Origin of the sequence: Azospirillum agricola, assembly GCF_020005195.1 — a bacterium.
Taxonomy (GTDB): domain Bacteria; phylum Pseudomonadota; class Alphaproteobacteria; order Azospirillales; family Azospirillaceae; genus Azospirillum; species Azospirillum agricola.
Genome location: NZ_JAIFZR010000004.1, coordinates 533,418 through 553,743 on the forward strand (window position 1 = coordinate 533,418; position 20,326 = coordinate 553,743).

Genomic DNA, 20,326 nt, shown 5'->3' on the forward strand with positions numbered 1-20,326 from the left:
CCGGTCCGACTACGCCCAACGGGCGCCAACCGCAACCGCTTCCTGATCGGGGCGGGACGGCTTCGCTCCGGACCGGTCCCATGGTAGGATGCGGACGGTGCAACAGTCCACGGCCCCGTGAACCATGGTCGCCACCCTCGGCACCGCGCTCAGCGGAATGACCGCCCAGACCAGGCGGATCGAGGCTTCGGCCTCCAACGTCGCAAATCTGCGCAGCAAGGGTGCCGTTCCCGATGCTGCCGGCGCTGTGCCGGAAGGGCAGCCGCAAGCCCATCAGGCGCTGGCGGTCGCGCAGAGCGGCACCAATCCCGGCACGCGCGCAACCTTCACTCCGATCACCCCTGCCTATCTCCAGGAACACGACCCGGAGGCGGATTACGCCGACGCCCGCGGCATGGTGGCGGCGCCGAACGTCGATCCGGTGCGGGAGCGGGTGAACCAGATGGCCGCCAGCCGCGCCTATGGCGCCGGAATCGCCGTCGTCCGGACACAGGACGACATGCTGAAGTCGCTTCTCGATTCGAAGGTGTGAGCCGGCCGCATGGTCCAGCCGGGGTGAAGGCCGCCCGGCCGGACCGCACGGCATCCGACGAGGCGATGCGTAGGAGGCGATGCGTCAGACCGTGATGTTCAGGTTCTGGCCGCGCGTGGCGGTGACGTTTCCGCCGCCGCTTTCCGTTCCCCCCAGCAAAGTGGTCACGGCGTCCGTCTGCTGCTGGGCTGCCTGATCCAGCGCCTTCAGGCCGAAATCGAACTGCCCCTGGGCTTGGCGCAGGCTGATGGCCGCACCGGCGGTGGAGGAGGCGATGTCCAGGCTCATGGCGCAAGTCCCCGAAGCGTGACCCGGCTAAGGATCAGATCACCACATTCACACGCGCGACGCCGGTCGATGCGGCGGCCGGGCGCGTGGTGGCCGGGGAGAAATGTGCCACGGAAACGGCGGCGCCGGAAGAGGAAGACGGCGGTGCCGAACCGCCCGCCGTCGCAGGCGTCGTCATGGGCGTTCTGGCGTTGGCGTCGCGTTGGGACACGCCGTCGCCCCCCCGGCTGTCCGAACCACCGACGGTGACCCGCAGCGTCGCGGCGCGGGAGGCGGTTCTTTCCTGTTCCTGCGCCTCCTTGTACTGCTTCAGCGCGGCCTCGGTCGGAATCTGCGAGACGGTCTTTCCGTTCGCGGGATCCCGGTACAGCATGACCAGGCGCGACGCATCGACATCATAGGAAAACGCGATCGACGGGAAGCGGTTGACCAACGGCTCAGTGCCGGAATTGCCGGTCTGACCGGCCGCAACCTGGCCGATCGGGTCGGGAATCAGGGCTTCGGCCGCTTTCCCGACGGTGCCGCCGCCGGTGGCCATCATGAATGGAGACGGCCCCGAAGCCGTCGATGTGGCGGTCGCCACGTTCATGACCCGTGTCACCCGATGTCAGGAATTACCTGTTTGTTAAGGTATGACGGATAAGAGCGCCTGTAAAGGGTTCGTTTACCCTTATTCGGGGTTGCGCCGAAAGGCCTATTGCCATCCTCCGGCGGGCAACGCCTCCGTCCTGATTCGGATGGTCCGCCTGCGGGCTTGCGCGGATTCATTTGGGTGCTTAAGGCTTTCGCATGGCCACGATCACCGAAGCCCTGACGATCGCTCTCGACCTCCACATCGCCGGTCGCTTCGGCGAAGCGCAGGAGCTCTACAGCCGCATCCTGGACGCGGACCCCGACCAGCCGGACGCCCTGCATTTCCTGGGCGTCCTGACCGGGCAGCTCGGCCAGGGGGAGGTGGGGCTGCCCTTGATCGCGCGGGCGCTGGTCTTCCGCCCCGAAGCCGAGGACATCCACGCCAACCGGGGCAACCTGCTGCGCGGGCTGGAACGGATGGGCGAGGCCGCCGACGCCTACCGCCACGCCCTCGCCTTGCGGCCGGACTTCGCCGAGGCCTGGACCGACCACGCCAGTGCGCTGCGGAGCTTGGGAGACGGGGACGGCGCCATCACGGCGCTCGACCGGGCCGTGCGCGCGGCTCCGGATCTGGAGGCGGCGCGGGAGCGGTTGGCGGCGTCGCTGCACGAGCGCGGCCGGCTGCTGATCGAGGCTGGCCGCGCGTCTCTCGCCCTGCCCTTCCTGTTCCGCGCGGTCGAACTGGCGCCGCTTGACGCGGACCTCGCCTTCCTGCTGGGAAACGCGCTCTACGCCGCCGGCCTGCGCGAGGATTCGCTGGCTCCCTACCGCCGGGCGGTGATGCTGGTGCCGGATTTCCTGTCGGCGACCTTCAATCTGGGCATTGCCCTGGGCCAGACCGGCCGGCTGGCCGTGGCGGTGGCGGTCCTGTCGCACGCCGTCCGCATCGACCCGACCCATCTCGATGCGCTGGAGAATCTGATTCCGGCCCTTTATGCCCTTGGCCGCGAGGCGGAGGCGAACGTCTGGGCCGGCGCCGCCCTGCGCGAGAAGAACCGGCAGGCGGTCGCGCACGCTCCCGCCCTGCCGGAGTTGCCAGCGGCACCGCGCGCCGCCGAGGCCCGGACCCGCGACGTCGTGGTCTTCGGCCTGTGGGGAAGCAGCGCGCCGCACAGGCAAGGGGCGCTCGAGAACGCGAGGTTGGTTCCGGTCCTCTATCCCGGCTGGGTTTGCCGGGTCTACCACGATGACTCGACGCCCGCCGCCATCCTTGCCGAACTGGCCGCGAGCGGCGCCGAACTGGTCGCCATGGCGCCCGGCAGCGGGGTGCGGAACGGTCCCTACTGGCGCTTCTTCGCCTCGGACGATCCGACGGTTCGCCGCTTCCTCTGCCGCGACTGCGGCTCGCGGGTCGGCCCCGGGGAGGTGGCGGCGGTCAAGGCCTGGATCGCGTCGGAGCAGCCCTTCCACATCATGCGCACCCATGTCCTGCAAACCGACCTGATCCCGGCCGGCCAGTGGGGCGGGATCGCCGGCCTGCTGCCGGAACTGCGCGGTCTGGCGGAGCGGTTCGCCCGTGCCGACACCAGCCGGCGGCCGGAGCAGGGATTCCTGCGCCGGTTCGTCTGGCCGGCCATCCGGGACCACGCGCTGATCCACGACCGCACCCACGACGGGCTCGGCCTGCCCTTTCCGGACGGCGCCGACGGGCCTTTCGACGGCTCCACCGCTTCCCGGGGCGGTCAGGCCTGAGCGGTCCGCGTCAGACGTCCGGTTTCCGGGCCAGAACCACCAGCCCGGCCACCGGCACGCCGCTCTCCAGGCGCAGCGTGTCGCGGCCGAGCGACGCGACCGCCAGCCCCGCCGCCGCCAGCGCGGCGCGGACATAGGCCTCGCGGTGGGCGTAGCGTCCATGGGTGGCGACGCGGTGGGGCGCTTCCTCCCCATCCCCCAGCGCTTCCACGCTGAAGGCGAGCCGGCCGCCGGGGCGCAGCGCCGCCGACGCGGCGGACAGCGCATCGTCCAGAACGCCGAAGTAGCACAGCACATCCGCCGCCATGATCAGGTCGAAGGCCGCGGGGTTGGTGTCCAGAAAGGCGACCAGTTCGGCCTCCTCCAGGCGGTCGTAGAGGCCGCGCGCGCGGGCGCGCTCCAGCATGCCGCCGGACAGGTCGACCCCGGTCAGGCGGCGGGCAAGCGGACGCAGCGCCGCCGCGCACAGGCCGGTGCCGCATCCGGCGTCGAGCACGTCGAGCATGCCGTCTCCGGAGGCGCCGTTGCCGGAGGTGCTGTCCGCCGCGACGGCGCGGGCCAGCAGCTCCGGCGCCCGATAGCCGAGTTCGGCGAGCTTCTCGTCGAACTCCCCGGCGAACAGGTCGAAGGTCTGGCGCACATAGGCGTCGGGGGCGCGCGGTTCCGCCCCTTCGCCGGCGATGGCGGCCCCGATGTGGCGGGCCACCGCGTTGCCGGGATGCTCGCGCCGCCACAGCCCGGCCAGACGCGCCGCCGCCTCCACCCGCCCGCGCTCGTGCAACAGGTAGAGGGCCGAGCCGAAATTGTCGTGGGCGTCGTTCCAGTCCGGCCGCAGCGTCACGGCGCGCCGGTAGCCGACCGCCGCCGCCTCCAGCCGTTCCTCGTCGCGCAGCAGGTTGGCGTGGTTGTTCCAGGCCTCGGCATGGTCCGGCTGCATGACCAGCGCCCGGCGGTAGGCGCGGTCCGCCTCCGCCGTCCGCCCGGCCTGCCGCAGGGCGGACGCCAGATTGTAATGCACCAGCGCGATGTCCAACCCATGTCCCAGCGCGGCGCGGTAGGCGGCGACCGCCTCCTCCGTCCGGCCCAGCGCGCGCAGCGCGTTGCCGTGGTTGTTGTGGGTGCCGGCCTGCGTCGGGTCGGCGGCCAGAGCCGCGCGATAAGCCGCCTCGGCCTCGGCGTGGCGGCCGGCGGCGGCCAGCGCGTCGGCGTTCCGCGACAGGCGCGCCGCCGGCGTGGCGGCGCCACCGGCGCGTTCCTTCTTTCCACGCAGGGACAGGCGTGATGCGGCCATGGGCACATCTCCGGACGGGCAACCGAACGATATCGGTGGCATCTTTACCGCACAGGCCCGATCATGGCACTCCCTTTGGATGGGAGCGCGCCGGTTGGACGGCGCCGGGGCAAGGCGGAGCGGGTGGGCGATGAGCGACAGCATCCTGACACAGGCCCTGGCCCATCATCAGGCCGGTCGCTTGATGGAGGCCGAGCAGGGATACCGCGCCGTCCTGACCACCGACCCGCAGCATGCCGACGCGCTGCATCTGCTGGGTGTCCTGGCGCTCCAGACCGGCCAGCCGGCCACCGCCGTCGAACTGATCGGACAGGCGTTGGAGCGCGAGAAGGGGGTTGCCGACTATTGGGACAATCTGGGCAGCGCGCTGACGGCCGCCGACCGACGCAACGAGGCGGCCCAGGCCCACCGCAACGCGATCCTGTTGAACCCGCAGAGCGCCACCGCCCGTCACAATCTCGGCAACACGCTGGCAGCGCTGGGCCGGCACGGCTTGGCCCGGCGGCTGTTCGCGTCGGCGCTGGCGCTGCGGCCCGACTACGCCAAGGCCTGGTACAATCTGGGCAACAGCGAGCGGGCGCTGCACCGGTTGGACCAGGCCATCGCCGCGCTGTCGCACGCGGTGCGGCTCGCCCCCGGCATGACCGAGGCGCACACCAACCTGGGCGATGCCCTGGCCGACGCCGGACGTCTGGGCGAAGCGGCCGCCCAGCACCGCGTCGCCGTTTCCCAGAATCCGGACGACGCCAACGCCCACTACAATCTCGGGGCCATCCTCCAGCAGCAGGGAGCCCATGAGGGGGCGGAGATCGCCTACCGCGAGGCGCTGAGGCGCAACCCCCTCCACCCCGCGGCCCTGAACAACCTGGGCAGCGTGCTGAAACGGCTGGGGCGTCCCGACCAGGCGGAAATCTGCCACCGCAAGGCGCTGGACCTGCGCCCGGACTTCGCCGAGGCCCGCCACAACCTCGGCAACGCGCTCCAGGTCCTCGGCCGCTTCAAGGAGGCGGAGGAATGCTACGAGGCGGCGCTGGCGCAGGACCCGAATCTCGCCACCGCGACCTACAATCTCGGGAGGCTGGCTCTGCTGCACGGCGACCTGCCGCGCGGCTGGGCGGGCTACGAGCGGCGCTTCGCCGCCGGGGAGGTGCGTCCGCACCGCCGCATCGACCGGCCATTCTGGGGCGGAGAGGGTTTGCGCGGCCGGCGTCTGCTGGTGTGGCGGGAGCAGGGGGTCGGCGACGAGATCCTCTTCGCCTCCTGCTACCCCGACCTGCTGGCCGCGAGTGGCGGCCCGGTCACCATCGAATGCGACGCGCGGTTGGTCCCCCTCTTCACCCGATCCTTTCCCAAGGCGACCGTGCGGGCGGAGAGTTGCACCGCGGCTCTGGCCGAAACCATCGAGCCGCCCGATTTCGACCTCCAGGTGCCGGCCGGCAGCCTGCCCTTCCATCTGCGGAATTCCCTGCCGAGCTTCGGGCCGCAAGCCCCCTGGCTGGTGCCCGATCCGGCGCGGCTGGCGCTCTGGCGCGAGCGGCTGGCGCGGCTGGGACCGGGGCTGAGGGTCGGGGTCGCCTGGCGCAGCCAGCTCGTCACCGAGGAACGGCGTAGCGCCTACACGTCGCTGGACCAGTGGGGGGCGATCCTCGCGGTGCCGGGGATCCGGTTCGTCAACCTTCAGTATGGCGAGTGCTCGGCCGAACTGAACGCCGCCGAGGCGCGCTTCGGGGTGCGCATCCACCGCTGGTCCGACCTGGACCTCAAGAATGATTTCGAGGGGGCGGCGGCGCTCACCGCCAACCTCGATCTGGTGATCTCGCCGGCGATGTCGGCGGGCGAACTGGCCGGGGCGCTCGGCGTGCCGGTCTGGCGCTTCGGCGGCAGGGACTGGACCCAGCTCGGCAGCGGCGTCCGCCCCTGGTTCCCTTCCATGCGGCTGTTCCAGCCACGACCCGGCGAAACGCTGCAAGAGGCGCTCGACGCCATCGCGCGGGCGCTGCGCGCGGCGGGAGGAATCGCTGCGGACGCCGTGCGGACGCCACGGCCCGACACGAACGCCCTGCTTTCGGACGCCATCGACCGGCACCGGGCCGGCCGGCTGGAGGAGGCGCGGGCCGGTTACCAGGCGGTGATCGACGCCGAGCCCGGCCACGCCGACGCGCTGCATCTGCTGGGTCTGATCCATCATCAATGCGGGCAGCCGGAGGAGGCCGAGGGGCTGATGGCCGACGCGTTGCGGCGGGTGCCGGATTTTCCCGCCGCCTGGAACCATCTGGGGCTGGTGCAGGACTCCAGGGGACAGCCGGACGCCGCCCTGCGCTCCTTCACCCGCGCGTTGGCGCTGCGCCCCGATTTCCCGGAGGCGCTCACCCATCTCGGCTTGCGTTTGCAAAGGTCGAACCGGCCGGCGGACGCCAAACCCCTGCACCGCCGCTCCATCATGCTGGTTCCGGACAACCCGGCTCCCCACACCAACCTGGGCCATGCCTGCGAGTCCGAGGGCTGCTACGCCGAGGCCGCGATCCATTACCGGCGCGCCGTGGCTTTGCGGCCGGAGGCGCCGGACACCCAAAACAACCTCGCCACCGTCGCCAACCTGACCGGCCGGGCGGCGGACACGGCTCTTCATCTGAGGCGCGCGCTGCGCCTGGATCCGGATTTCGCGCTGGCCGCCTGGAATTTCGGGCTGCTGGCGCTTGCCAATGGCGACATCACGGCGGGCTGGGCGGGGTATCGCAAGCGGTTTTCCGCTCGCCAACTCCAGCGCGCGCGCCGGATTCCGCGCCCCGAATGGCACGGCGAGGCGCTGGAGGGTCGCCGTCTTCTGGTGTGGAGCGAACAGGGGGTCGGCGACGAAATCCTGTTCGCCTCCTGCTTCGACGCGTTGAAAGGGTTGGACGGCCCGGTGACGCTGGAGTGCGACCGGCGGCTGGTCAGCCTGTTCGCCCGCGCCTTTCCCTGGGTGTCGGTGCGGGCGGAAACCGTTGGCCGCGATGGTGGCGAAACCGTCGAACCGCCGGACTGCGACCTTCAGGTGGCGGCCGGCGGACTGCCCGCGCTGTTCCGCAACCGGCTGGCCGCCTTCCCGCAACGCGACGCCTATCTGGCCGCCGACCCGGCGCGGGTGGCGTTCTGGCGCGAGCGGCTGGCGGCGCTCGGGCCGGGGCTGAAGGTCGGGCTCGGCTGGCGCAGCCAACTCGTCACCGCGCAACGTCGGAGCGCCTACACCTCCCTTGAGGATTGGGAAGCGCTGCTCGATCTGCCGGGCGTGGTGGCGGTCAACCTGCAATATGGCGACTGCACCGCCGAGCTGTCCGCCGTCGAGCGTGGCGGCCGCCGCCTGCACCGATGGCACGACCTGGACCTCAAGGATGATTTCGAGGGGGTGGCTGCGCTGATGACGGCGCTCGACCTTGTGATCTCGCCGGCGATGTCGGCGGGCGAACTGGCCGGGGCGCTCGGCGTGCCGGTCTGGCGGCTGGGCGGCAGGGACTGGACCCAGCTCGGCAGCGGCGTGCGCCCCTGGTTCCCGTCCATGCGTTTGATCCAGCCGAGACCCGGCGAAGACATGGCCGCCGCCGTCACCCGCGCCATCCGCGCGCTTGCCGCCCTGTCCCTGCCCTTCCCATCCGCCTGAGGTCCCGCTGCCATGGCGACCATCGCCGAAGCCCTCGCCATCGCCTTCGACCATCACCAGACCGGCCGTTATGACGAGGCGGAACTGCTGTACCGCCGGATCCTCGACGCCGATCCGGAGCAGGCGCAGGCCCTGCACCTGTGCGGGCTTCTGGTCGCCCAGCTTGGACGGCTGGAGGAGGCCGACGGGCTGCTGACGCGCGCGACCGCCGCCGCTCCGCTCGCCGCCGACCCGCGGGTCAACCACGGCAAGGTTCTGCGGGCGCTCGGCCGGCCGGGCGAAGCCATCCGCCGCTTCCGCCATGCCGTCGCGCTGAACCCGACGCTGGTCGAGGCGCAGGACGGGCTGGGACACGCCGAGCGGGAGCGCGGTGATCCGGCCGCCTCGGCCCGGGGGTTCGGGCGGGCGGCGATGAGCGGCGGCGGGGCGGCGATCTTCTACCATTGGGGGCTGGCCCTGGAGGGCGCCGGCCAGCCCGGCGCCGCGGTTTCCGCGCTCCGCCGCTCCGCCGAACTCGATCGGGAGGCCGGCGCCGTGCCGGCGCGGCTGGGGACGCTGCTGCACGGGATGGGAAGGACGGAGGACGCCGCGCTCTGGTATCGACGCTCGCTGATGCTGCGGCCGGCCCACAGCGAGGTTCTGCACAATCTGGCGGTGATCGCGCGTAGAGCCGGCCGGCATGACGAGGCCGTGCGTGGCTTCTCCGCCGCCGCCCGCCTGCATCCCGACCGCGAGGACGCCCGGCGTGACCTGTTCGTCGCCCTGCTCGACCTTGGCCGCGCCCGGAACGCCGCCCGGCAGCCCGAGGCGGCACTCGACGCGTACGAACAGGCGCTCGCCATCGATCCGATGGACGTTGACGCCGCTGACGCGCTGGCGCTGACCCTGTTCGAACTCGGCCGTTTCGAGGATGCGCGGCGGGCCTACCGCCGCGTCGTGGTTCTCGACCCGGCGGCCTTCGCCGCGCATTACAACGGCGCCCTGGCGTCCAAGAATCTGGGCGCCATCGCGGAAGCGATGACCGGCCTGCGCGCGGCCACCCGGCTCAGCGGCGAGCCCTGGGTCCACAGCACCCGCCTGACCACCCTGCTCCTGCTGCCCGACCTCGACAACGCGACGCTGGCCGACGAGATCGCCGAATGGCGGAACCGTTTCGGGCGGACACGGCGCGATCCTGCCCTCCCCCGGCCCGCTCTGCCCCGGCCCGCCCTCGGCGGACGGCCGCTGCGCGTGGGGTACGTGTCGGGCTACCTGCATCCGGGAAACCGGCTGCTCGATCAGGTCGGCCCCCTGCTGCGGGCGCATGACCGGTCGCGTGTCGTTCCGCTGGTCTACGGCAACCTGCCTTTCGCCGCACCGGCGTTCGACGGGCTGCGGGGGTTTGCCGACGGCTGGTGCGACACGCGGGCGATGAGCGACGACGAACTGGCCGACCGTGTCCGTGCCGACGGCGTCGATGTCCTGGTCTGCCTGATCGGTCACACGAGCGGCCAGCGGATGGGGCTGTTCACCCGCCGGGCGGCGCCCCTCCAGGTCAGCTATCACGGAATGCACGCCACCGGTGTCGACGCCATGGATGTGTGGCTGACCGACCCGGTGCTCCACCCTGCGGACAGCACGGAGCGTTTTGCCGAGCGGCTGGTGCGCCTGCCCCATATGTTCCTGTTCGAACCGCCGGCCCGGCGTGACGCGGGGGGGCTGCCGGCACCGCCCTGCGCCACGCTGGGCCGTGTCACCTTCGGCTCCTTCAACCTCGACGCCAAGGTCAACCAGCGGGTCGTCGCGCTGTGGTCGGCGCTGCTTCATGCGGTGCCCGGATCTCGCCTGATGCTGAAGTCGCGCGGCGCGGGACTGGCCGGCGAGGAAGGGCGAGTCCGCATGGCCGCCGCCTTCGCGCGGCACGACATCGGCGGCGACCGGCTGCTTCTGGTTCCGCCGGCCGCCAGCCACGAGGAGCATCTGCGCCTGCACGAGCGGGTCGACATCGCGCTCGACCCCTTTCCCTATGGCGGCTGTCTGACCAGCTTCGATGCGCTGTCGATGGGGGTTCCGGTGGTGACGCTGGCCGGCGAACGCTTCATCGGACGAATGACCGCGTCGCTGCTGCACAGCCTGGGGGAACCCGGCTGGGTGGCGCATTCCGAGGAGGATTATATCGCAAAGGCCAAGTCCTTGGCTGAGGATCCGCACCGCCTTGCAGCCATACGCATGGTGTTGCGCGAAAAGATGGCAACCTCTCCTTTGTGCGACGCAACGTCACACGCACAATCGATCGAGGCAGTTTTTTGTATGGTTTGACCGCATAAGACGCAAGATTAGGGTTGTTCGGCCGACTGGATCGGTCAACACTGATGTCACCGGCCCGTCATACTCAGACGGGAAGCGGTTCGATCAGACGGAGAGCAGAACATGCACACCGATGCTCGTGTTGTTTCCCTGCAAGAAAAGCACCTGCGCCTTGACCGTGCCATCCTCGATGAAGAAAAGCGGTCCTGGCCGGATGAGAGCGCGGTCAAGCGCCTCAAGCTTGAAAAGCTGCACGTCAAGGAAGAAATTGACCGCCTGACGAGAAGCAGGGTGAATTGATCTCCCCCCACGGAAAAGCGTTTTGAAGAAGGCCGGGTGAGGGTTCAATGCCTCGCCCGGCTTTTTTGATGCCTCCCGCTTGTGCGGTCGAGGCCAATCAGGTGGAAAAGCCGGACAGACGCCGCAGTTCGGCGGCGACCGCCGGCAGACAGTCGGCGACGGTTTTGCCGGTGGATGCCGCGAAAACCCGCATGGACGGAAACCAGGGCCGGACCGCCGTGCCGAGCGTGGTCCAGTCAGCGCCCTGCGCCAGCCGCCACACCGGCACGCCGAGCGCGCCCGCCAACTCCCCGGTCGAAGTGGCCGGGGCGATCACCAGATCCAGCGCGGCGGTCAGCGACGCCGCACCGTCCAGATCATTTTTCAGATCGAGATCCTCGAAGGCGTGCGGGGCCATGCCGAAACACCGCCGCGCCGCCGCCAGCTCCTCCGCGCAATCCCCGTATTGGAGGTTGACGAAGACGATGCCGGGAATGGCGAAGACCGGCTCCCATGCCTCCAGCCGGGTGTAGTTGGCGATGCGGTCGGGATCAAGCTGACCGCTGCGCCACGCCACCCCCACCGTCAATCCCGACCCCAGTTCCGCCACCCGCCGCCGCCACGCCGCCGCCTCGGCTGCGTCGGCGCGCAGGAAACCCGGCTCCTTCCGGAAGTCGGCAAGGGAACGGCGCAGGAAGCGCGGCAGCGATCCGGCCGCGATGTGGCAATCGACACCCTCGGCCCCGGCCTGCGGATGATCGGGGGCGGCCCGCACCGTCGCCTGCGGGAAGGAACGCGCGAACAGCGGAACCAGACGCCGGTCGCATTCGACCACCACATGGCCGGCGCGCGCGATCAGGTCCGACAGCGCGCTGGCGAACATCAGCTCGTCGCCGATCCCCTGCTCGCGCCAAACCAGGATGCGGCGCCCGGCGGGATCGCTCCCGGTCCACGGCGGCACGCCCGGCCGCCGCACGCCGCCGGCGACGTCGCGGGCCTCGAACCGACGATCGTACCCTTCCCATCCGGCGCGAAGCCATCCGCGCGCCAGCCGCAGGACGCCGCCGTTGAACGCCGCCGTCGGCAGCCCCGGAACCAGGGCCAGGGCACGGTCGCACCAGCGCACCGCCATGCCGGGAAGACCCTGCTCGCGCAGCAGCCGCCCCTGGTTCGCCATGGCGTCGGCCATGGCCGGATCGAGAGACAGGGCCGTACGCCCGCTGCGTTCGGCGGCATCCCTCCGTCCCAGACGGCGGAGTGCGACGGCACGGTTCATCCAGGCCGACGCCATCTCCGGCGCGCGCAGCAACGCCTGACGATGGGCGGCCTCGGCCTCGGCCACGCATCCCAGACGGGCCAGAACGACCCCATGGTTATCGTGCGCTTCGGCAAGGTCCGGATCGGCGGCGAGTGCCCGGCGATGCGCCGCCTCCGCCCGCTCCGGACGGTTCAGGGCATCCAGGGCGTTGCCAAGGTTGCTCCAGGCGGCCGGTTCGCCGGGTTGCAGGGCCAGCGACCGGCGGAAGGCGGCCGTAGCGTCTTCCGGTCGGCCCAGGGCGAGCCGGACCGAGCCCAGGGTGATATGCGCCGTCGCATAGTCGGGGAGCGCGGCCAGGGCCGCCATGATCCGTGCTTCCCCTTCGGCCGGGCGTCCGGTCTGATGGGCGAGCAGACCCGACAGATGCAAGGCTACCGGATCCTGAGGACGCTGGGCCAGCACCTGCTCATACAGGGCCGCCGCGGCGGCCCTGTGCCCGGCACGATGGCTGCGCACCGCCCGCTCCAACAGCCGGTCCGGCTTCTCCATCGGAGGCGGTGGGCAGACCGGCGGGCACAGGGCCGCCGCGATATGCCCCAGCACGTCCCCCAGCGTTTCGCCGGGGCGAGGCTGGAACAGCCGCATGGAGGGGAACCAGGGGCGGACGCCGCTGCCGAGCTGGGTCCAATCCCTGCCGCCGAAGCGCCAGATCGGCACGCCGAGCGCCCCGGCCAGCTCGCCCGCCGACATTGCCGGCGAGATCACCAGATCGAGGTTGGCGGTGAGCGCCGCCGCCCCCTCGAAATCATTCTTGAGGTCCAGGTCGGACCAGCGGTGGATGCGCACCCCGAAGCGCACTTCCGCCGCTTCCAGCTCCGCACCGCACTCGCCGTATTGCAGGTTGACGAACCGGATCCCCGGCACGGCGAAGATCGCCCCCCACTGGTCCAGCGACGTGTAGGCGGCCTTGCGCTGCGCGGTGACGAGCTGGCTGCGCCAGGCGACCCCGACCCTCAGCCCCGGCCCCAGCGCCTCCAGCCGCTCGCGCCAGAGCGCCAGCCGCGCCGGATCGGGCACCAGCCACGATGCGTGCGCCGGAAAGCGCTTCAGGTCGGGACGCAGCAGGCGCGGCAGACTGCCGGCGGCGATCTGGACATCGGCGTCGCGCGGTTCGACCGTTTCGGGACGCACGGTGGCACCGGCGAACGACCGGGCGAACAGGGAGACCAGCCGGCGGTCGCATTCGATGACCAGATGCCCGGCGCGCTTCATCGCGTCGGCGTAGCAGGAGGCGAAGAGGATCTCGTCGCCGACCCCCTGCTCCCGCCAAACCAGAAGCCTCGACGCCGCGATGTTCTCGCCACGCCACGCGCGGGCGGCGAGCCGGCGCCGCTGCGTTCGGAACTGCGGCGTTGCCATCCGCCATTCATGCTCGTTCCAGCCGGCACGCGGCGTCCCGTTCTTCAGAAGCATCAGCGACAGGTTGTAGTGGGCCTGCGCGTGCTTCGGGTTGGCCTCCAAGGCTTGGCGGTAGGCGTCCAGCGCCTCATCCCGGCGATCGGCTTGATCCAGCAGGAAGGCAAGGTTGGCGTGCGCCTCCGCCAGGTCCGGGCAATGGCCGATGGCGGCGCGATGGCAGGCTTCCGCTTCGGTCAGCCGGCCAAGCCCGCCCAGGGCGTTTCCCCGGTTGGTCCAGGCGACGGCCATGTCCGGCGCGCCGCGCAGCGCCCAGCCGAGAACGCGCTCGGCATCCGCGAAACGGTCCATCGCGTGGAAGGCGCTGCCAAGGTTGCTGAGAAGGTCCGGCGCGGCCGGATCGAGCGCGGCGGCGCGGCGGAAGCTCGCCAGAATCGCCACCGGGTCGCTGATGAGATGCCCATGATGGGTGTGGGACAGCGACAGGTCGGGCCGCAGCCGGATCGCGCGGAGGATGCCGCGAAGCGCCTCGTCGCCCCGGCCAAGCGTCCGCAGCAGCGCCGCACGGTTGATCCAATGCTCGGCGGCGTCCGGCCGGGCGGCGATGGCCCTCCGCTGGGCGTCGTCGGCGGCGTCGAGACGCTCCAGCTTTTGCAAGGCGTCGGCCTGTCCGGCGTGGGCGGCCGCGTTGAGAGGCGCGACGCGAGCGGCCCGCTCGAACAGCGCCGCGGCGTCCTCCGCGTCGCCACGCCGCGCCGTCAGGACGGCGGCCAGATGCAGCGCCGTTCCATGCATGGGCGCACCGTCCAGAACGGACCGGACCAGCGCTTCGGCGGCAGCCGCATCGCCCTTGCGGTAAAGCGTGACGGCTTCCTCGGTGCGTTGGTCGGCATCCAGAGCCGCCATGGGCGCGCGTACCGGATCGGAAACGGTCCGCAGGCCTTCCAGGGCACGGGCCATGGCACCGAGCGCCTCTTGCAGCGTTTCGCCGGGGCGCGGCTGGAACAGCCGCATGGAGGGGAACCAGGGGCGGACGCCGCTGCCGAGCTGGGTCCAGTCCCTGCCGCCGAAGCGCCAGACCGGCACGCCGAGCGCCCCGGCCAGTTCGCCCGCCGACATCGCCGGCGAGATCACCAGATCGAGGTTGGCGGTGAGCGCCGCCGCCCCCTCGAAATCATTCTTGAGGTCCAGGTCGGACCAGCGGTGGATGCGCACCCCGAAGCGCGCCTCGGCGGCGTTCAGTTCGGCCGAGCACTCGTCATACTGAAGGTTGACGAACCGGATCCCCGGCACGGCGAAAATCGCCCCCCACTGGTCCAACGACGTGTAGGCTCCGCGCCGTTCGGTGGTCATCACCTGGCTGCGCCAGCCGATTCCGACCGTCAATCCCGGCCCCAGCCGCGCCAGCCGCTCGCGCCAGAGCGCCAGCCGCGCCGGATCGGGCACCAGCCACGAGGCTTCCGGCCCGAAGGACGCCAGGCAACGCCGCAGCAGGCGTGGAACCTGACCGGCCGGGATGTGGGCGTCCACATCGGGAGGATCGATGGTTTCGCGGCCATCCGGACCGATCGTCTGCGCCCGCACCGTCGCCTTGGGGAAGGAGCGGGCGAACAGCGGAACCAGCCGGCGGTCGCACTCGATCACCAGATGGCCGACCCGAGGGATCAGGTCCGGCCAGCAGGAGGAAAACATGATCTCGTCGCCGACCCCCTGCTCGCCCCAGACCAGCAGACGGCGGCCCGACAGATCCTCACCATCCCAAAGAGGGGCGGCGATCGGACGGTCTTCGTACCCCTTGGCCCGGAAACGCCACCGGTAATCGTCCCAGCCGCTGGCCAAATCGCCGCGTGTGAGCCGGACAATCCCCCGGTTCAGATGAGCGGGCCCGGCCGAGGGATTCAACGCGATGGCGTGGGACAGGCTGGCTTCAGCCGCTTCGGCGTCCATGCGGCTCTGCCACAGCAGCATGCCGAGATTGGCATGGGCCTCCGCGCTGCGGTCATCGAGGGACAACGCCTTGCGATGCGCCGCCTCGGCCTCGGCCATCCGGCCCTGCACCTGTAGGACGAGACCGTAACCGGTCAGGGCGGCGGCACTGCCCGGACGGATTCGCAGGCTTCGCCGGAACAGCCGCTCGGCGGTGGCCAGATCATCGCGCTCCTGACGGTCGGAAGCGAGATTGGCATAGGATTCCTCATAGTCCGGCTGGGCAGCGACGGACAGACGCAGCAACGCCTCGGCGCGATCCAACCGCTTCCAGGCTTTCCAGACACCAGCCAGATTGTTCAGCGCCTTGCCGTAATCCGGACGCAACCTCAAGGCCCGCTTGAAGGCCGGCATGGCGTCGCTCCACCGGCGGCCGGCGTCGAATGCCGTGCCGATGTTGTTCCAGCTCAACGCATCGTCGGGCTGCAAAGCGAGGGCGAGGCGCAACACGGCAAGAGCCGGCGCATGGCGGCCCAGATCCAGCAAGGCCACGCCGAGATTGTTGCAGGCTCCCGCCAGGCCGGGATCGCGGGCAAGCGCCTCGCGGTAGCGGGTGACCGCCTCCTCCAGCCGCCCCTGCCCTTGCACGGCGCTTCCCAGCGCGAACCGCAGAAGGCCATCGGCCGGGGCCGCGGCGACCGCCGCTTCGAGCATGGCCTCCGCCTCCGCGCAACGGCTCTGCCCGATCAGCAGCAGGGCCAGTTCGCGCGACAGGTCGGCATCGTCCGGAGTGTCCGCCAGTGCGCGGCGCAGGCAGGCCTCCGTGTCGGGATGCCGGAGGTCGCTCAGGCAGAGCGCCAAGTGACGCCATGCACCGGGGTGGCGTGGGTTGGCTTTGACCACATCATGCAGATGGTGGGCCGCTTCAGCGCTTCGGCCGGTTTGCCGAAGCAAAACCCCGAGGTTGATCCGCGCCGCGGCGTTGTCCGGATCGCACTCGAGGGCACGGCGGTAGGCCGCCTCGGCCTCGGCCAACCGGCCGAGCGCCTGCAACACGGTGCCCACATTGCCATGGGCCTGGGCGTATCCGCGGTCGCACGCGATGGCGGCGCCCAGGACCGCCGCCGCTTCGGCATTCCTTCCGAGATCGGCCAGAAGAGTGCCAAGGCTGTTGAGGGCGATCGGAAAATTGGGTTGGACCGCCACCGCCGCGCGTATGCGCTTCAACCCCAACCGGGAATTGCCCGCCTGGTGGGCGGCCAATCCCGACAAATGGAGAAGATCGGCGTGACTGGAGTTCTGCGCGAGAAGTCGCTCGTACAGCGCGATCGCCTCGTCAAGCCGTCCGGACCGGTGATGGTCCAGTGCCTCTTCAAGCCGAACCGCTGTGAACACCGACGGTGCTCCTCCGTGCAAGGACGTCACGGTTCCGAAACGGAGGCCGATGGTTCGTCCGAGGTTTCGATGCTTCCCTTGAACATCTTCCGGCAGAGTTTCAACGCGCGGTAATAGTTCCGGGCCATCACGAGCTGTTCGATCTCGTTCAGCGTCTTGTGGCTGTCGGGCCGTGCCGCCCGCACCTCCTCCATGATCGAGACAAAACGCTGGAGGTTCAGCTCGGTGTCTTCCGGGAAGATGTAGACGAGCTGAATGACGAAATAGAGTTTCTTTTCGATGCAGTCGATCTGCTCTTCCTTCAGAACCTCGCGCCCGCGCAGGAAATTGGCGGTGTTGTAGAGAAAGAAGGAGCCCGGACGGTCTCCGGCACCGATCACGGCCCCGTTTATGATGACCTTTTCGTTGGGGCGCAGAACGAACTTCAGCGGCATGAGAATCGACCCGATGCATTTCCGGTACGACCCGGCGGACGCCAGGCGACGGACCCAAAAAAGAAACGGGCGGCGGCTTGGAAGCCGCCGCCCGCCGGGTATGATCCTACCCGAACTCCACGCCTTAGAACAGACGCAGGATCGACTGCTGCGACTGGTTGGCGAGCGAGAGGGCGATGGTGCCGAGCTGCTGACGGGTCTGGAGCATCAGCAGGCTGGCGCCCTCCTCGTTCTGGTCGGCCAGCGTCAGCTTGCTGGCGCCTTCCGTCAGCACGTCGCTGAACTCCTTGGTGAAGTTCTCGCGGGTGGTGATGACGTTCAGGTTGGTCGACAGCCCTTGCGAAGCGGAGCGGACCGTCGCCTTGGCGTTGTCGAGGCTGGAGATCGCCGCCTCGATGTCGGAGCGGTCCATCCAGTCGTTCTGCGCCTCGTCAACCTTCAGGCCCTGGCCGCCGGCGGTCAGATCCACCGCCGCAACGGAAATCGAGGCGGTGTTCTTCTCGTTCAGCTGGACCGTCAGGTCGTTGGAGGTGTTCGGGTTCGACACCTGCTTGGTCACGATGTTGCCGCCGCAGTTGGCCGTGGCCGCCTGCATGATCGTCTTCTCGTCCACCCGCACGCGGACGGTGCCGCTGCCGAAGGCGAAGGACTGCTCGCCGTTGGCCAGCTTGCTGTCGCCGCGGTCGTTCAGGCCGTCGCGGGAAACCTGGGCGCCGTCCTGGTTGCTGACCTGGATCTGGATGTCGACGTTCTTCTGGATGGTCGAGACGCCGTTGCCGCCGTTGACGGCGTCCTCCATCGCCAGACGGTCGACGGTGAAGGAGACCACCGCGCCCGAGGCGAAGCTTTCCGAGATGCGCTTGCTCAGCGCGTTGGTGGTGTTCACCGTCAGCGTCACCTCGCGGGGGTTGCCCGCGACGGTGGTGCCGGTCAGCGTCACCGTGCCGCCGTTGGGATCGACGGACACCGAGGCCAGATCCTTGCCCGACAAGCGGGTGGTGTTGGCCAGCGCGTTGCTGATCGAGTCCTTCAGGGCCGTGGCGACGTGGTTCTGGACGTTCTGGCCGACCGCGACGTCCGACGAGGTCGCGGTGTAGCTGAAGGTCTCGCCTTCCACCGTGATCGAGAAGATGTCGCCGGCTTCGACCGTGCCCTTGCCGACCGTGACCTTCGAGGTCTGCGGGTTGCCCGAGGTCGCCGCGACGGTGCTGGTGGAGAGCGACTGGCTGTTGTCGAAATAGTTGATCGTCCGGCTTTCCTTGCCGTCGGTGACGATGAAGGAGCGCTCCTTGCCCTTGGCGCCGCGCACCTCGATCTGCACGTCGGCGAAGCTGCCGGCCGTCTTGGACATCGTGCCTTCCAGCTTCAAGCCGGTGAGGCCGTGCGCGGTCTGCGCCTCGGAGATGTCCTCGGCGTTGCCCTCGATCGAGCCGTCGCCCTTGACGCGGAGCGAGTAGGTGTCGGTCGAGGAGACGTTGGTGACGCGGGCGTTGTCGAGGCCGGTGATGGAGTTGACCGAGGCGCGCGAGTCCGAGGTGCTCTCCATCCGCAGGCCGGTGCCGCCGATCAGGTTCTTGCCGGCGTAGCCGCTGTCACCGGCCAGCTTGTCGATCTGGGTGCGCAGCGTGTTGAACTGGGCGGCCAGCGCCTTGCGGGTGGCGACCGAGGCGGCGTCGTCGGACAGCGAGGCCAGAGCGGAGGTGGTCAGGCCCTTGGCCTGGTCGATCAGGCCGTCGATCGCGGTCAGGCCCTTGTCGGCCGCCTTGATGGTGCTGATCGACTGGCCCATCGACTCCTTCAGCGCCGACAGGTCGCCGGCGCGCTGGGTCAGGCCCTTGGCCGCGAAGAAGGAGGTCGGGCCGTCCAGCGCGGTGTTGATCTTGTTGCCGGTGGAAAGAATGTTCTGCTTCTTGGCGACCTGATCCTGCACGCTCTGCAACTGAAGCAGATTCGTGCGCATGGAGGAGGTCAGGGAGACTTCGTTTGCCATGAGATGTCGCTCCTTTGGAGGATCGTCATCCGTCCGCGCCCCGGCAAAGGGCGGCAAGGACGAAGGGGGACTAATTCCCCCGCTCAGGAGGTAGGCAAAAAGCGGGCCAGATCGAAATTGCCGGGCTTCCCTTGGAAATGCCTGCCGCCCGGCAAAAGCGGCTCGGCAATTTTTGCCTAGATCCCGGCAGAAACTGCCGATCCTTCGGCGGACGTTGCCGGGGCGGCAGTTTCTGCCGGGCATTTCCTGCCGGGCAGGACAACCATTTCGCACAGGGCCAGCGGTCCGGCGGACAGCGCCACGCTGCCCCAGGACCAGCCGACGCCGAAGCCCGACAGCAGCAGCCGCCGCCGTTCCGAGCGCAACGGCGTGGCGAGGGCGTCGGCCAGGGCGAGGGGAATGGACGCGGAGCTGGTGTTGCCGAACCCGGCCAGGGCCAGGGTGGTCTGTTCCGGCGAGGCGCCGAGCTTCTGCCCGAGATGGCGGATCATCTGGGCGTTGGCCTGATGCAGCACGAGGTGATCGACCATGCCCATGCTCCAGCCGGCTCCCCCCAACGCGGCGCGGACGCTGCCCGGGACTTCGCGCAGGGTGAAGGCGAAGACCTGGGTTCCGTCCATGAAGAGGCGGGCGGGCCTGTCCGGATGGCGCATCGCGCCGCCGGACGCCGTCAGGTAGGGCGCCCCCGCCCCGTCGCTGCCAAGATCGAAGGTCATCGGCCCGCCGTCCGCTGCGGCTTCCAGCGCCACGGCGGCGGCGGCGTCGCCGAACAGGGGAGCCACCGCGCGGTCGCCGGGATCGACCAGCCGCGAGGTGGTGTCGCCGACGATCAGCAGGGCCCGGCGGCCGATGGTCTTCAACAGCGCCGAGGCCGTCCACAGGCCGTACACAAAGCCCGAGCAGCCCTGGGTGAGGTCGAGCACGGCGGCACCCTTGCGCAGGCCGAGCCGATGATGCAGCAGCGCGCCGTTGCCGGGCAGCGCATGGTCGTGGGTCTGGGTGACCAGCACCAGGAGGTCGACCGAAGCCGCCTCCCATTCCAGCCCGTCGAGAAGGCGCCGGGCCGCCCTTTCGGCGAGATCGCTGGTGCATTGCCCGGGAGCGGCGATGTGGCGCGCCTCGATCCCGGTCGCCTTGGCGATCCTGGCCGCGGCCTCGTCCCCGAAACGCAGGGCGAGATCGGCCGTGGTATCCCGGCCCTCGGGAACACAGCCCACCACCCCCCGCAGGGCCACGCCGTCAAGATTGCTGGCGACCATGATCGGCTCC

General features: G+C 70.1%; 12 protein-coding genes. 5 read left to right on the top strand and 7 right to left on the bottom strand.

What is annotated here, in order from left to right; all coding sequences use genetic code 11:
- Positions 1 to 124 precede the first annotated feature (124 nt).
- A complete protein-coding gene (locus JN22_RS11280; protein ID WP_085554019.1) occupies positions 125 to 532 on the top strand; it encodes a flagellar basal body rod protein FlgC in 408 nt (135 codons plus the stop codon).
- Between the two features lie 84 nt (positions 533 to 616).
- On the opposite strand, the gene JN22_RS11285 is transcribed toward JN22_RS11280, so the two are convergent.
- Together JN22_RS11285 and JN22_RS11290 are read right to left on the bottom strand one after the other, a co-directional pair.
- The gene (locus JN22_RS11285) at positions 617 to 820 is read right to left on the bottom strand and encodes a hypothetical protein (RefSeq protein ID WP_085554020.1); all 204 of its coding nucleotides are present in this window, start codon (positions 818 to 820) and stop codon (positions 617 to 619) included.
- 34 nt (positions 821 to 854) lie between these two features.
- A complete protein-coding gene (locus JN22_RS11290) occupies positions 855 to 1,409 on the bottom strand; it encodes a flagellar protein FlaG (RefSeq protein ID WP_143268258.1) in 555 nt (184 codons plus the stop codon).
- 200 nt (positions 1,410 to 1,609) lie between these two features.
- Here JN22_RS11290 and JN22_RS11295 point away from each other — a divergent pair, with 200 nt between their 5' ends.
- Positions 1,610 to 3,145 carry a tetratricopeptide repeat protein gene (locus JN22_RS11295; RefSeq protein ID WP_143268259.1) on the top strand — a complete coding sequence of 512 codons (1,536 nt, stop codon included), beginning with the start codon at positions 1,610 to 1,612 and terminating at the stop codon, positions 3,143 to 3,145.
- Positions 3,146 to 3,155: 10 nt separating this feature from the next.
- Here the strand turns inward: JN22_RS11295 and JN22_RS11300 are convergent, their stop codons facing one another.
- Positions 3,156 to 4,436 (bottom strand): methyltransferase, encoded by a 1,281-nt coding sequence (locus JN22_RS11300; RefSeq protein ID WP_085554022.1) that lies wholly within the window; start codon positions 4,434 to 4,436, stop codon positions 3,156 to 3,158.
- Positions 4,437 to 4,566: 130 nt separating this feature from the next.
- On the opposite strand from JN22_RS11300, the gene JN22_RS11305 reads away from it, so the two are divergent.
- From JN22_RS11305 to JN22_RS11315, 3 genes are all read left to right on the top strand, one after another.
- On the top strand, positions 4,567 to 8,073 hold the full coding sequence (locus tag JN22_RS11305) for a tetratricopeptide repeat protein (protein WP_085554023.1): 3,507 nt from the start codon (positions 4,567 to 4,569) through the stop codon (positions 8,071 to 8,073).
- A gap of 12 nt (positions 8,074 to 8,085) precedes the next feature.
- Positions 8,086 to 10,371: a tetratricopeptide repeat protein gene (locus tag JN22_RS11310; RefSeq protein ID WP_085554024.1), complete on the top strand. Its 2,286-nt coding sequence runs from the start codon at positions 8,086 to 8,088 to the stop codon at positions 10,369 to 10,371.
- Positions 10,372 to 10,482: 111 nt separating this feature from the next.
- Positions 10,483 to 10,659, top strand: a complete 177-nt coding sequence (locus JN22_RS11315; RefSeq protein ID WP_085554025.1) for a YdcH family protein — start codon at positions 10,483 to 10,485, stop codon at positions 10,657 to 10,659.
- A 97-nt stretch (positions 10,660 to 10,756) separates the two neighbouring features.
- Here the strand turns inward: JN22_RS11315 and JN22_RS11320 are convergent, their stop codons facing one another.
- The 4 genes from JN22_RS11320 to JN22_RS11335 form a co-directional block, all read right to left on the bottom strand.
- Positions 10,757 to 16,663 (bottom strand): tetratricopeptide repeat protein, encoded by a 5,907-nt coding sequence (locus JN22_RS11320; protein WP_317852924.1) that lies wholly within the window; start codon positions 16,661 to 16,663, stop codon positions 10,757 to 10,759.
- Positions 16,660 to 17,067 (bottom strand): flagellar biosynthesis repressor FlbT, encoded by a 408-nt coding sequence (locus JN22_RS11325; RefSeq protein ID WP_085554027.1) that lies wholly within the window; start codon positions 17,065 to 17,067, stop codon positions 16,660 to 16,662. The genes JN22_RS11320 and JN22_RS11325 overlap by 4 nt, the downstream gene beginning before the upstream one ends.
- Before the next feature lie 124 nt (positions 17,068 to 17,191).
- Entirely contained in the window at positions 17,192 to 19,057 is a 1,866-nt protein-coding gene (locus JN22_RS11330; RefSeq protein WP_085554028.1) for a flagellin N-terminal helical domain-containing protein, read from the bottom strand.
- Positions 19,058 to 19,233: 176 nt separating this feature from the next.
- Positions 19,234 to 20,316 carry a ketoacyl-ACP synthase III gene (locus JN22_RS11335; protein WP_085554029.1) on the bottom strand — a complete coding sequence of 361 codons (1,083 nt, stop codon included), beginning with the start codon at positions 20,314 to 20,316 and terminating at the stop codon, positions 19,234 to 19,236.
- Positions 20,317 to 20,326: the final 10 nt, after the last annotated feature.